Below are 13883 nucleotides of genomic sequence, written 5' to 3'. Positions count from 1 at the left end.
CCGTATTTAGTATTTGCATGATCGTTTCTAGCACTGATAATTCAGATATGAAAAATAAAATATATCAAACAGAGCCGCCTGAAGTCGTTAATCTTAACGAGGCTAATAAATTAATTCAGGAATTATGGCAACAGCTAAGAGAATATGAAGACAGATTGGCCACATCCTCACGGAACTCATCGTTGTCACCGTCATCGGACACTCCTGCTGCAAAGGCCGAGCGAAAAAAGCTCAAGCGCCTCGTAGTGGAAATAAGATTGGCGCTCAGCCAAACCACACGGGGCATAAGCGCCCAATAACAGAACTTAAAGCGTCTGATGTTGTTGTATCTTGCACACCTGAAACCCAGTGTAAAAGCTGTGCTTGTACCGTTGAATCTTACGATAAACCGAGTTATAGACATCAAGTGTTCGAGTTGCCAAGACAAGATCTCGATATTACTGACTATCAAATTTATCATGGAAAATGCACGGGTTGTGGATCTGTGAGTAAAGGCAAACTCCCTGTTACCGCATCCGCGAGTCAAATGGGACCTAATTTACTCAGTTACATCAGAGTATTGACTGGACAATATCACCTTAGTATTCGAAAAGTTCAAAGCTTATTGAAATCTTAATTTGGCACTACATTTTCAACAGGTGCAATATCAGAGGCGCAAGGTCGAGTCAGTAATATGCTCACACCGCTGCATCAAGCATTACATAGCGCCATCAAATTATCGCCGATTGTGCTAGTTATATTTGGATCGATAATCAGAAACATCAATTTTGTTGGGCGCACATTGTGCGTAATCTTCAAAAGATGGCCGACTACAGTGGCAAAGGGCTGACGGCTCATATTGGTCAGAAATTAGTATTAACTTGCCAAAGTGTTTTTAGGACTCAGCATCGATATGAAAATAATCAATTAACTGCCCATCAATATCAAAGACGAATGCGTCGATTACGGCAAAGTTTCAATTTTTTATTGCAAAAAGGAATGAAAACACCTTGTAAACGTTACGTCGGTCGATGTAAATTTATCTTAAAGCATGAGCCGAGTTTATGGGTATTTTTATCATCCCCAGATATACCGCTTACAAATAATGAAGCTGAACGGTGTATTCGAGGTAGCGTTATTTTACGTAAAATTAGTTACGGCACGAGTTCAGAGCGCGGCGACCAATTTCGTTCGCGTGTATTATCTGTAGTTGAAACCTGCAAGAAGCGAAAGCTATCGGCATTAAGCGTGATCTCAACGATCGTGGGTGCAGTCATACGACGAGAACCCTATCCTGATGTCTTCGATTTCGCTAAAACCTAAATACAACCTACCTCTGGTGAACGGTTACAAATGCTTTGGCTGATGAAAAATACTTGTTATTTCTTGCATGCTCATTCATTACTTTCCACAACCGCTCAATAGGGTTTAAATTTGGACTGTAGGGGGGCAAATAATGAAGCTCAATGCCTAATTCTATCGCTTTACTTTTGACGACCTTACTACGATGATATCCTGCACCATCAAGTATTAAATGAATCGTCTTACTTTGAGGATATTTCTCTTTTATACAGCAAAAAAAATCAATTATATATTCGCCATTTACAGTCGGATATTGTTGCGTAATTGCATCCTCTAAATGACCCAATCTTATTGCGCCTACAATATTTAATCGAGTACGTGAGCCTGTCGTTTCTATTGGCTTATCTCTTCCTGTTTGTATCCAGGCATTACTGACTTTTGTCGCTTGAGTAGGATGTGTTGCATCCATGAATAAAATAGGCTCATCGCTTGCTACCGTTGCCTTTAGCACTTCATACTCCGCAACAAAAACATCTTGTTTTTCTTGCTCATATTTGTGAGGAACGCCTTTTAGTTGCTTATAGCTAAAGCCGTTACGATGAAGCCATTTTTGCAAACCTGAAATTGAATATTCAACATCAAAAGTGTCTTTTATATAGTCTCGAATATCATGCATATGAAAGTAAGTAATATCACTTAGATGAGCGATAGCGACTTCTGTTTGCACTTCATTCAAGTAACTATCTGAACCACCATTTTCTGAAGTGAGTTTCTTATTGGATATATAATCATTTAGGTGACGAATAATACTTGTTTGATGATTTCGAAGAGCTTGAGATATCATCGTTGTCGACCAACCTTCAGCAGAGAGTAAAATTGCTTTAATTCGGTCACACTCACGTTTATCACTGCATTTTCTGTGGCGTGACTCTAAGGTTAGCTTTTCTTGGTGTGTGAGTAATATTTTCATGCTCCTAGTTTGATCTTATTAAATTAAATTTCAATTCTTTTTTTTCGATGAGAAGCATTATCAAAGATCATGGGTATAGCAGTTATTTTCTTTCAAATATTGATTGATTTTGGTGAACTAGCGCTCGATAAAAAGTATGCTAATTTGTGGTTTTCATGGTTGGGGTGGCTAGGCGTAACGAGTCTATTGTTTGTCATATATGATAAAACCAGTGACGTTGTACCATTAGTTATCGGCATTGTGTCTGGCGTAAGTTTATTTTTTATTGCTTTGGCTATGATCCGGAAAATGTTTAATAATTTGGTCGGTAAATATCGTGATAATGGATTAGCGATATCAATATCTTTAATTTTTATGGTTGTAAATGCAGTGTTCTCTATTGGTTTAATTTTATCAATAATAAAAGCTTCGGGTGTTTCTGTGCTTGGTTAAGCTTAAGCGCGTTTTAAGTTGCTTATCTCTGATATAGCCTCTTGAAGTAACTTGGGTATAATACGCGCTGTTTAATAATAGAAATATAGGCGTAGTTCGTGATGACAAACAAAGGTCTTGGCTGTTCTAAATTTAAATTTGCAGTATATCTGGCAAATACGCCAAACATGTTGGAGTACCAAGGTATAACGGGTGTTAACTCGTTAGTCAGTGGTGAAGTTAATGCCATAGGTCAAGCATGTGGCAATGGCTGGCGTAAAGTCTTTAATGTGTATGCCAAGTTGCTGTATGCCTTAAATCCAGCTGATTTTGATTTTGCGCAGCGCGCGCCGACTTGGCAGAAGTATCGCGATGGTTATTTGTTACAAGCGGGTAGTGACACGGCTCTGTTATTCAGCCCGCCAGAACTGGATGCAAATACGCAGACTATTCATATTATATGTGGACGCACTTATGCCAAGCAACTATTAGCATCCGGTGAATTGCAGGCTAATTTAATTTGGTTAAATGACGAATTTGCCCTTGATAAAACCAGCCGTTTAATCGTTTGCCCTTATTTTGATTACAGACAGTTATCCAATATCAAAATTGAACGCCTGTCTGTGATGTTAAGTCAGTTGACTACGAAAGTGCCTTTTTAAATAAGCGTTTCCCGCCTTTAAATACGCGCTTAAATTGTGCTGATGCGCTGGTATTGCCTCCCTCTAAACGCTGCCGATTACGCTGAACGTTAATGCTTTCATCGACATTATTGGCAATTAGTTGTTCGAGACTTTCCTGTCCCCATGTTTGAGAGTCAGTTGAAAACGAAGTCGGGATGATAGTATCGAAGCCAAGTAGTTTTGGTTGTACTCAATGGCTTTATTAATTGTTATAACTTTTTCTGAGTCAGATTGGGCTAAATCATACGGTGGAGACCATTCAGATAATAGTTACATGCTTAAAAACTGTTTTATTGGTCTTTTCATTACCATCGAGGCCTGGTAAGTCCACCAAATTTAGCACTTCAATATCACCAACTGTACAACTATAAACATGCACTTCGCTGGTGGAGGGTAGTGCGTTTACTTCTGCGTCAAGCGTCCCTTTAATGGTTTTGATAAGCGACGACTTACCGGCACTGATTTGTCCGATCTCTGCAATACGTAAGGGTTCCAGTTGTTCTGGCTATCGCCGCAGCAGGATTGATGAACTGATAAACCCGATAAGCTTTACTGAGTAAGTCTGCGGCTTGCTTGTCGGTTGCAATTTGATTTTGATGGCCATAGGCAAATTTTAAATGAGAGACTTTAATGTTTTCGACAAAAGGCACGTTTTCTTTGAGGATTGTGCGATAGCGGCGACTTACTTCTTCAATAGTTTTAACCCGTCAGTTACCGAAAATTGCAGATCACTACGGGGAAATTATTCGGCTGTGGTATTGGCGATAACAAGACCGTGTGTTTTTAACGAGCCCCATGCATCATCGTCGGCAAATTGTACTGCAATCTGTTGATTAAGACGTTGCCAGATTGCATTTTCGGCATCAGACCAATCGGCAGAGGCTTTCACTAAGCTGTCTTCAGGTATTCGCAAACTCCAGAGTATAACCGTATTGAATAATGGCGTATAAACCAAAAACACACAGGACCAGTACAGGCAGGAATACCGCTAATGTCAGCACTGCTGTTACTCCTGCCGAAAGGTTATTCAGTTGTGTCAGGCTGTTCTTAACGCGTTTCACTTTTCGCTACCTCTTTAATATTTGCTAGGGCGTCTTTGTATATCGTTTGCATGTCCTGATTCGATACCGCTTCGCCTTTGCTCTTGTGATACATGTACTTGCACGCTGCACGGCCTACGGCATAGGTAGATGCAAAGCTAATCACTGCCGCGGATGCACTACCTATCGTTTGTCCGTAAGCAGGGATTAGTTTTACTAATTGGCGAATACCGAATTTAGATGCATATTGGAGCACAAACCCCGACCCTAACGTGCCGATAAACTCTGCAAAAGCCTGTTTATCCCAATCAACACCGTATTGGTTAGCTAAACTGTGTAGCATTTTTGCTTGGATACTTGGCACCGCAACCAAACCAACAGCCGGAATTGCATCTGCTGCGCCAGCCGAACCCGCATACCAGAGTACTTCAGTTTTTAACGTCTGAAAATTAGCAACTTTAGTATCAGTATGTTGCTGTTTCTGGTTAAACTGTTGGATAATCGGTAATAATGCCGTTAGTTTATCTTTTAACGCGGGTATACCAAATGTATCACCGCTAGCAAGTTCGAAGTCGACGTGGGGGATTTCACCTCCCCATAATTTTTCAAACTGTTGTTGATTGTATTGCACTGTTTTAGCTTGTTCGTCGATACTCACTTGGATGGATGAATTTTTTATGGCGTTTTAAACAATGTTTAGAATATGACATAAACATCGAATCATTTATCAACATAAAACATAAAACAGTAAACGTTAAATTATCCCGTAAACTCTCGCTTCGTGTTAGAATGCACGCCAATATCCAACTGTTACTTATTCCAATCTTAGCAGTTTACTTATTTATCAAATACTTGAGATTACAAATGCCATTTTCGAAGTTTGGATTAAACAAATTAATATTACAAGCAGTAGCTGAGAAAGGTTACGAGCAACCGACACCGATTCAACAAAAAGCAATTCCGGCTATTTTATCGGGCAAAAATCTAATTGCTGCGGCGCAAACCGGTACAGGTAAAACTGCAAGTTTTGTATTACCACTATTACAAATGTTCAGCCACAAACACACACTACGTGCGAAGCGTATTCGTGCGCTGATCTTAACTCCAACACGTGAATTGGCAATTCAGGTAGCAGAAAACGTTGAGCAATACGGTAAACATTTACACCTAACATCAATGGCGATGTACGGTGGTGTTGATATGGACCCACAAAAACAACGCCTCATTGAAGGTGTTGATATTCTAGTTGCGACGCCTGGTCGTTTACTCGATATGGCCCATCAACGTGCGCTTCACTTTGACGAACTCGAAGTGTTAGTTATCGATGAAGCGGACAAAATGTTAGATATGGGTTTTGTTAACGACATTAACAAAATCATCGAGCGTTTACCGCAAGAACGTCAAAACTTACTGTTTTCGGCAACGTTATCGAACAAAGTACGTTTCTTAGCAAAAACTGCTATTAACTACGCGCTGGAAATTTCGATTGAACCAGAAAATACAACTGCACCAGAAATTGACCAGTGGTTGATAGTTGTAGATAAAGATGTGAAATCGGCATTGCTTAGCCACATGATTATTGAAAATGACTGGAAGCAAGCGTTAATCTTTATTGAAACAAAACGTGGTGCGGCTAAGTTAGTAAGCCAACTTGAAAAACGTGGCATTAAAGCAGAATCATTCCACAGTGGTCGTAGCCAAGCGATGCGTGAGCAGTTATTAGCAGAATTTAAAGCCGGTGAACTAAGCTTTCTTGTTGCTACTGGTGTTGCTTCTCGTGGTATTGATATTGATGATTTAGACCGCGTAGTAAACTACGATCTACCTGAAGAACAGGCTGATTATGTTCACCGTATTGGTCGTACTGGCCGTGCTGGTGCATCCGGTGAAGCGATTTCATTCGTTTCTCGTGATGATTTCCGTAACTTATGTGCAATCGAACAATTGCTAGACCATGTTATCGAACGTAAAGAAGTTGAAGGTTTTGAAGCGAAAGTTGGTATCCCTGACTCTATCTTAGGTTATGTACCAAAACGTTCTCAGCCACCACGTCGCCGCCGTCCAGCGAAGAAAAAATAACTATTCTGTAAGAATGGATACTATTAATAATGAATTGTAGCGACTCAAGTGAGTCGCTTTTTTTATGTTTTCAATAATGTGTAATAGCGAGCAATACGTATTTTTATGTTGTAAATAAATGAGTTGGGGTATAAATTGTCTATTTATTTTATCCATATAGTAAGTAGGTAAACATGTACGGATTACTATTGTTACTGCATATCCTCGCCGCGACAATTTGGACCGGTGGTCATATTGTTCTTTCTATCGTTATCTTGCCAAGAGTATTAAAAGAACGTTCGCCTGCACAACTACACCGCTTTGAGTCTGTGTATGAAAAAATAGGCATGCCTGCGCTTATAATCCAAATTATTACCGGCTTGATGTTGGCTTATCGTATGCTGCCAGATTTTAATCAATGGGTTGATTTTTCTAACCCTGTCACCCATGTACTGGCGATGAAGTTGATTTTATTGGCACTTACGGTTGGATTTGCATTGCACGCTCGATTTAGGGTTATCCCTTATCTGACAGAGAAAAACCTTACGGTGATGGCATGGCATATTATTCCTGTGACTATATTTTCGATCTTATTTGTTGTGGCTGGTGTATCATTTAGAACTGGATGGTTATATTAACCTCTCTAATGTGGTTGGTGAATCGAGCGAAATGCAGTTCGTTTCATCAACAGTTGCTTTTGACTATGACGTTACTCCCTATTTTTATTTTAGTGATCACTAGTACAAATCTCACTGTGGTAAATACAAACTCGATTACGACCTTCATTTTTAGCTTGATACAACCTCTGATCGCCATCTTTAAATACTTCATTGAAGTCTTCTTGTAATTGGTCTGGCGGTACTAGGCCAAAACTTGCCGTTACTGTGATAGATTGCCCGCCAAACTCAATGGGCAATTTTGCTATTTCAGCGCGAATATGTTCGGCCAGCATAATGGCCCCGACTTCGGAGACGCCAACCAGTAACGCCCCGAATTCTTCTCCTCCTATACGACCGATTATATCTTCACGCCGGGTGTGTTGCTGTAATGCAGCCGCTACTGAGATTAAAACCTGGTCGCCAGCGGGATGCCCATAAGTATCATTGATCTGCTTAAATTTATCCAAATCAATCATCAGTAACGCATAAGGGCGCTGATATCGCAGCCATTCTGCATGCCTTTTTTCTGCTTGATCCATAAAGCTACGACGGTTGGGGATCCCTGTGATTACATCTGTCGTCGCTAAATGCTCAGCACGGGCCAGCGCAACCTCTAACTCTTTAGTTCGTACTTGTACACGATCTTCTAATTTTTGATTAAGGGTTTCCAATGCACTACGAGTTTGCTGTAATTCCAAAAAATAGGTTCGCGCCTGTACAAGACGTTGAAAGATTGATTCACCTAAAGCAGTCAGCTCATCACGCTGTTTACGTTTTGGTGGCGCTCGCAGCCAGCCTACTGGGTTATCGGGATCAATCTGCTCAACCCAATGGGCATAATTACGAATAGGTCGTGCCAGTGTTATATAGAATAGCGCTAGCAAGGCCGCAGCTAAAATCAGCGTTTTTACCAGCTCACCAACAGCAATATACTGAATTCGTTTAAAAAAGACTTGTCGTGCCGGTAAAGGATCAATCTTCAACTTTAAATGTCCGACAAGATCTTTTTTGTGAAAGAGTGGTATAACTTCTACTCTTGTTGGGCTAAATAACAATGATAGATTATCTAACCAGCATTCTGACACAACAGGTCTGCTGCGTTGACTTAGCACAGTACCTGTAAAGGTTTCAATAGTGGCATCAACGATCAAGGGCAGACTTACCAGACCCTCGGATACCAAGTTATTTGGAAGCATCATTGTTTGGCATTGCCAAGATACTGTGTGGGGTTGTTTCAAATGCCACTATTATTAATCTAACGACGTGGCATGAGCGTCATTTCAATCACTTTGCAAGCACGGATAGCTAAGGAGTAAGCGTGTCATTAACCATTGAGTCTCTTAACCATCAGATCACAGATGGCCATGGGAAGCGACAATTGCTGTCTGATCTAAGCTTAACTGTGGGGCAAGGTGAATGCATAGGTTTGATGGGGGACAGTGGCAGCGGAAAAACCACGTTACTTAACCTCATTGCCGGACTTGAACCGATACAGCAAGGCCAGATCATCCTCGCAGGGGTGGCGCTGGCACAAGCGAGTGAGCAGCAGCTTAGTGATTTGAGAAAAACACAGTTGGGGATAATTTTTCAACAATATAATTTATTATCGAGTTTGTCGGTTCAAGATAATATCGCTTTTAGCGCTCGTTTGGCTGATCGCTACGATGCATCTCTGTGTACGGCACTGGCGCGACAGCTAGATATTCAAGCATTATTAAATCAATACCCTTTGACTCTTTCTGGTGGCGAAATGCAGCGAGTGGCGATTGCCAGGGCAATGAGTGCGCAACCTCAATTACTGCTTGCTGATGAGCCGACCGGTAATCTGGATGATAACAATAGTAGTTGTGTGGTGGAGTTGTTGGTCAAGTTAGCTAAATCCCACAATACCGCACTCGTACTCGTTACGCATAGCCATAACGTTGCGGCCAAAATGGATAAGATCTATCAATTAGCAGATGGTCAGCTAACCTTAGTTAACAAATAACAAATAACAAATAACAAATAATAGAAATAAAGCTTATCGAGTTGGTTAGTCTACCCAAGGGTGATAGAGACGATGACGGATAGTAATACTACTACTAGTTTCATCCGCAGATTAGATCGGCAGGAATTGTGGTTGGTATTACGAACCCAAATCGCAGAATATAATCACCATCGTTTGTTACATTTGGGTTTTATTTTCAGTTTAGCCATAGCCACCAGTACTTTGTTATGTATTCTGGTCTTAAATCATGCGAGCAAACAACAATATCAACAAGCCAATGCGCAATTAACCAGTCCGCTCGGTTTTTATATCGTCGCCAAGCAGGGTGGGCGAGTGAGTAAAAATGACTTTGCTCACTTGCGCAGACAGGGCTTTACGCAAATCACCCCGGTATTAACGTTCCGAAAACATCTGACTAATGGCAAACGACTGAAGTTTGTTGCGATTGATATGCTGGCGCTGAGCATTGCTAAACCCGCGCAGTATAATCACCAAACGGTGTTACTCACTAAAGCACACCTGGCGTCACTGGCCATAGATATCGATATAGAACCAGGGGGTAAATCTGAATTATCCTTGGCTGACAATACCGTTATTCCTATTACTTTAACCACAAGCGAACAGTGGGGCAGAGTCGCATTAGTTGATATTGCACTCGCTTGGCAGTTGTTCCCTCAGCTGATTGATTTTAGTGCGTTAATGGTAGCGCCACTAACAGTAGCGCAGAAGCTTGAGTTGGAATCTGCATTACCCACGCATTTATCCCTAAATGAACCCTGGTCATATCAAGAGCGTAGTGGGTTTGCCGATGCGCTGCACCTTAACCTGTTAGCGTTGGCGGTATTAGGATTTATCGTTAGCATGTTTATCGCGTTTCAGGCGGGAGAGCAGGCTTGGCATAAACGTGCAGAATTAGCGATGCAGTTACGTTTGCTGGGGGTTGCGCTAAACACGATCAAACTAGCGATGTTGCTTGAAGCTTTATTTCTGGTGCTGGTTGCCAGTATTGTCGGGATATTGATTGCAATTACTCTGGTGACTGTATTGTTACCCTTGCTGGGTCTTACGTTTAGTCAGCTTTATTCACTCAATATGAGTGGTCACTTTACTTGGCAATGGCGATACGCGTTATGGGCGCTGCTTATTTCATCTGTTGCAGTCTTACTGGCATTAATCAAGCAATTCAAACGCATCAGTACTGCCCATGTCACGTTATCAGCAAACGAAGTAACAGTGCGGTTTCCTCGACGGGCAACCTTGGCTGTCGCCGTTAGCTTATTGCTGCTATTTAGCGGGTGGCCAGAACAGAGTTGGTATCAAATCATGCTTAAATACGGCCTGTTATTGATCGCCAGTGTGGCGCTGTTACCGCATTTTTTACAAGGATTGTTATGGCTAAGTGGGATTTTTTTTAAGTTTTTGGGGTTACATTATTTTCAGTTAAATGCTTTCCGGATGGATTACATTGTTAAAGATGCCAGCAATCAGATTGGACGGCGTTATTTACCCTTGGCTGCTTTTTATCTGGCGCTAACGACAAGTATTGCTGCTGCTTTAATGGTACACAGCTTTGAGGGCGCGTTTGTGCGTTTTCTCGACCAGCAATTAAGTGCCGATCTGTTGATCCGCTATCATCCGGGTCAAAAACAATCGGTGGAAACCTGGTTGCAGAATAATCGTGATATCGATGAATACATTCTCCATCAACATACTTGGGCGAAGAGTGCGGATGATTCGGTTAAAGTGTCTAGTTATCAGTCCCCACGGCAGATTGCCTCGCTGTTGTTAAAGTCGTCGTCAATCAAAGCCACACCGGGATGTTTTATTAATGAACAACTCGCGCTCAAACGGCAATTGGGCGTTGATCAAGTCATTCAGCTTCGCCAGGGTGAGAAGCAATACAGCTGCTATATTCAGGGTATCTATTATGAGTACGGCTATCCGGGATTTTCGCTGACGTTAGATACCCAGCAAGCAAATTCGTTATTTTCTGGTTGGGTTTACAGTGGTTTCGGGGTGTATTTTAATCCAGACTCCGTTATTGATAAGCAAGTCGTGAGCAGGGCTCTGGGGCTGGCCGATGATCAAATATATGAACCCGCACAAGTAAAAAAAATAGCCCTGGAAGTCTTTGCCCAGACCTTTGTACTTACTCGGTTGATCGCGGTTATGTTACTGGTGATTGCGTGTTTTGGTTTGTTCTTATCGGCTAATGGTTTAGAGCTGGCGCGTAAAGCCGATTTATACATTTTGAGCAGTTTGGGTTATAGCAAGCGCGAGCTGTTTGTGCATATGCTGACGCAATGGTGCTTACTTACGGTTGGCTGTGTGTTGTTAAGTTGGCCGATTGCAACGATACTGGCTAATGCACTGGTGAGTCAGGCATTACCGGCGTCTTTTGGTTGGTCAATGCCATTGATGTTTAATGTGGGTTCCTTTGCTGTTAGCAGTATATTCGGACTATTATTTTTGCTGCCAGCACTCAGTATTCCGCTGTTCAAATTGAACTTAAGGAGTCGCAGATGAAGTCACGCAAATTTTTAAAATTGTTGGTGTTTTTAGTCTTAGTCGCATTGTTGCTAATGTCTTGTAAACAGCAAGTTGAGACGTCTGCTGAGTCGAATCGAAATCTGCTTAAAGTGGAACATAATGGACAACAGTATACACAAGCATCACCAGAATACGGACTTAGTTTTCCTCGAGCACATGCGCCACATAAAGACTATCGTCATGAATGGTGGTACTTAACGGCTAATCTAAAGACGGACACTGGAATACGTTTTGCTACGCAGTGGACGTTATTCCGTATCGCGGTTAATCAAGCGCAGTGGTATTTTGCTCATGGCGCATTGGCGGATACTAAGGTGCATCTTGCTACCTTACGTCAAGGTCGGGAAGAGTTTACCAATGTGGCGATTACCGAGCAACCTTTTAGCGCTGCCATTGATGATTGGTTATGGCAGTCGTCAGCGGATTTATTCCCTGCACAACTCAGTTATGGCGCTGCGCGCACAGATAATGAAGCGTGGCAGGTCAAATTATCTCTGGCAACGATGAGTCCATTTTTTCTGCAAGGCGAGCAGGGCTATAGTAAAAAGCATCAAGATGACGCGATCGCCAGCCATTATTATTCCCAGCCCTTTATTGATGTAACAGGTGAAATATTATGGCAAGGGCAATGGCTAAATGTGACAGGTTCAGCTTGGTTTGACCGCGAGTGGGGCTCGGCAATGCTCGCGCAAGATCAACAAGGCTGGGACTGGTTTTCGCTGCGTTTATCAACAGAGACAGCCTTGATGATTTACCGTATTCGTTCTTCTGAACAAGATTTTGTCTATGGCAGTTTGATGCACAGGAATGGCGATATTGATGTTCTCGATGCGAATAATATTAAGTTGGTAAGTCATATTAACGATACGCTAGATTATCCCTATGCGTTTGACTTACAAGTGGACAAATCAAGTATTGGTTTAAATGTCGACTTACACGTTGCGGTCGTTAATCAACAGCAGATCATGCGATTTGGGATTGAATATTTTGAGGGTATGGTTACTTTTACAGGTTCGCATGTTGGGGACGGATTTGTGGAAATGACGGGTTATGTAAACTAAGTTTTTTTCGATATAGCTTTCTATCCGTGCTTGGTTAATGGCTTTGATCGTATCGTTATGGGTTGCTTGTCCCGTGAGCAACACCTTTTTGGTGCGAGCAAAACGTGGGTCTGTGGATATCTGGGTAAGCAATTCAACCCCTGTCATTTCAGGCATGACATGATCGGAAATGATCAAACCTATATGTTCCCCCTTGTTATCGAGCTCGTCGATCACCGTCAGTGCTTCTATCGCTGACTCACAATCTTCAATATTAAAATAGTCGGCCAAGGGAGATAAATCCTGCAACACGGCACTCAATACCTCGCGCATATTGCGCACCTGTTCTGTCGATATCACAATGCAAGGCCCGGTGGTTGTCCTTAACGCATCGCTGTAATTTTTAATAATGTTAAGCCAAATTTGAACTAATTCCGTCACGCTAGCGTGTATTTTAGGGAGCTGCATGAGTTGTAACTTAATCTCGATACCGCGCAGGGTATTGTGTAAAAGGGCTAAGGCTTTGTGCAAGGTATGATTAACATCAAGCAGTTCTTCAGTGCCGGTATCGCTGCGGCCAAGTTGCTTCACTGATTTTACAATGTTAACCGAATGGCTCGCCGCTAAGCGCATATCATGTAAGTCTCGGCCTATCTCCCAATTGTGTAACGCCTGCTCTGTATTACTGCTGAACACACTACCGTAGCCCAGTCAGCAGTCGCTATCATTGAAGTGATCACCTCCTCGATATTCGCACTTAACTGGGTTTTGTGGAAATGAATTGAAAACAAGCTCTCGACTGGGTACGTGAAAGAGTCTGTGTATTACCAGATAATAGATAAATGTTAATAGTTAGCTGGAGAGTTCAGTGCATCAACTAGATCAATTAATGAAGTCAGCTTTCCGGATTGAGGTAATGCTCAATGATAGCGCATCGCAACTGGTACTGGCTTTGCTTATAGATTTGCACTGTATTAAAGTGTAAAACCCACGAAAACACCTGAAATATCATTAAAACACACACTTTTTACCTATAAATATCCTTATTATTTGCGTTCTAGTTATAAAAATAAAAAATTAGCAAAATATAAACGTTCCCCCATTGTCAATTTAACACTTTAGCTGTTGATGTAAATTTTTGATTGTTAAATCTATTTAACATCTGTAGGGTGCTGATTATAGGATGTTAATTTAAAACGAGTAA

The 13883-nt window shown here is 41.7% G+C and carries 13 protein-coding genes and 2 pseudogenes; 8 read left to right on the top strand and 7 right to left on the bottom strand.

Going from position 1 to position 13883, the window contains the following annotated elements; genetic code table 11:
• Window positions 1-47: 47 nt before the first annotated feature.
• Window positions 48-1302 (top strand): annotated as a pseudogene (locus tag MORIYA_RS05875) (IS66 family transposase).
• Window positions 1303-1309: 7 nt separating this feature from the next.
• Here MORIYA_RS05875 and MORIYA_RS05870 read toward each other — a convergent pair.
• The gene (locus MORIYA_RS05870; protein WP_112713491.1) at window positions 1310-2251 is read right to left on the bottom strand and encodes an IS630 family transposase; all 942 of its coding nucleotides are present in this window, start codon (window positions 2249-2251) and stop codon (window positions 1310-1312) included.
• Window positions 2252-2320: 69 nt separating this feature from the next.
• Between MORIYA_RS05870 and MORIYA_RS05865 the strand changes: the two genes are divergently transcribed.
• Both MORIYA_RS05865 and MORIYA_RS05860 read left to right on the top strand, forming a co-directional pair.
• Complete coding sequence (locus MORIYA_RS05865; RefSeq protein ID WP_112713489.1) at window positions 2321-2683, top strand: hypothetical protein; 363 nt, start codon at window positions 2321-2323, stop codon at window positions 2681-2683.
• 101 nt (window positions 2684-2784) lie between these two features.
• Window positions 2785-3324: a DUF6942 family protein gene (locus tag MORIYA_RS05860; protein ID WP_112713487.1), complete on the top strand. Its 540-nt coding sequence runs from the start codon at window positions 2785-2787 to the stop codon at window positions 3322-3324.
• 280 nt (window positions 3325-3604) lie between these two features.
• Here the strand turns inward: MORIYA_RS05860 and MORIYA_RS21270 are convergent, their stop codons facing one another.
• From MORIYA_RS21270 to MORIYA_RS05850, 4 genes are all read right to left on the bottom strand, one after another.
• Complete coding sequence (locus MORIYA_RS21270) at window positions 3605-3775, bottom strand: hypothetical protein (RefSeq protein ID WP_232011719.1); 171 nt, start codon at window positions 3773-3775, stop codon at window positions 3605-3607.
• Between the two features lie 312 nt (window positions 3776-4087).
• Window positions 4088-4258 (bottom strand): hypothetical protein, encoded by a 171-nt coding sequence (locus MORIYA_RS21265; protein ID WP_232011529.1) that lies wholly within the window; start codon window positions 4256-4258, stop codon window positions 4088-4090.
• Window positions 4245-4406, bottom strand: coding sequence for a hypothetical protein (locus MORIYA_RS21260; protein ID WP_232011528.1), 162 nt, complete (start codon window positions 4404-4406; stop codon window positions 4245-4247). Before MORIYA_RS21260 ends, MORIYA_RS21265 begins: the two co-directional genes overlap by 14 nt.
• The gene (locus tag MORIYA_RS05850) at window positions 4393-5043 is read right to left on the bottom strand and encodes a YcjF family protein (protein WP_232011527.1); all 651 of its coding nucleotides are present in this window, start codon (window positions 5041-5043) and stop codon (window positions 4393-4395) included. Before MORIYA_RS05850 ends, MORIYA_RS21260 begins: the two co-directional genes overlap by 14 nt.
• 206 nt (window positions 5044-5249) lie before the next feature.
• Between MORIYA_RS05850 and MORIYA_RS05845 the strand changes: the two genes are divergently transcribed.
• A complete protein-coding gene (locus tag MORIYA_RS05845) occupies window positions 5250-6464 on the top strand; it encodes a DEAD/DEAH box helicase (RefSeq protein ID WP_112718474.1) in 1215 nt (404 codons plus the stop codon).
• 173 nt (window positions 6465-6637) lie between these two features.
• Window positions 6638-7081, top strand: a complete 444-nt coding sequence (locus MORIYA_RS05840) for a CopD family protein (RefSeq protein ID WP_112713485.1) — start codon at window positions 6638-6640, stop codon at window positions 7079-7081.
• Window positions 7082-7170: 89 nt separating this feature from the next.
• On the opposite strand, the gene MORIYA_RS05835 is transcribed toward MORIYA_RS05840, so the two are convergent.
• A complete protein-coding gene (locus MORIYA_RS05835; protein WP_112713483.1) occupies window positions 7171-8301 on the bottom strand; it encodes a GGDEF domain-containing protein in 1131 nt (376 codons plus the stop codon).
• Between the two features lie 119 nt (window positions 8302-8420).
• Between MORIYA_RS05835 and MORIYA_RS05830 the strand changes: the two genes are divergently transcribed.
• The 3 genes from MORIYA_RS05830 to MORIYA_RS05820 all read left to right on the top strand — a co-directional run bounded on the left by MORIYA_RS05830 (window position 8421) and on the right by MORIYA_RS05820 (window position 12700).
• Window positions 8421-9089 (top strand): ABC transporter ATP-binding protein, encoded by a 669-nt coding sequence (locus MORIYA_RS05830; RefSeq protein WP_112713481.1) that lies wholly within the window; start codon window positions 8421-8423, stop codon window positions 9087-9089.
• Window positions 9090-9161: 72 nt separating this feature from the next.
• A complete protein-coding gene (locus MORIYA_RS05825) occupies window positions 9162-11615 on the top strand; it encodes an ABC transporter permease (RefSeq protein ID WP_112713479.1) in 2454 nt (817 codons plus the stop codon).
• Window positions 11612-12700, top strand: a complete 1089-nt coding sequence (locus MORIYA_RS05820; protein WP_112713477.1) for a lipocalin-like domain-containing protein — start codon at window positions 11612-11614, stop codon at window positions 12698-12700. The genes MORIYA_RS05825 and MORIYA_RS05820 overlap by 4 nt, the downstream gene beginning before the upstream one ends.
• Window positions 12701-12712: 12 nt before the next feature.
• Here MORIYA_RS05820 and MORIYA_RS20765 read toward each other — a convergent pair.
• Window positions 12713-13012, bottom strand: a pseudogene (locus MORIYA_RS20765) (response regulator); the annotation flags it as partial.
• Window positions 13013-13883: the final 871 nt, after the last annotated feature.

Origin of the sequence: Moritella yayanosii, from assembly GCF_900465055.1 — a bacterium.
Classification (GTDB): Bacteria; Pseudomonadota; Gammaproteobacteria; order Enterobacterales; family Moritellaceae; genus Moritella; species Moritella yayanosii.
The sequence above is the reverse complement of the archived record's forward strand: the minus strand, read 5'-3'. Positions and strand labels throughout refer to the sequence as shown.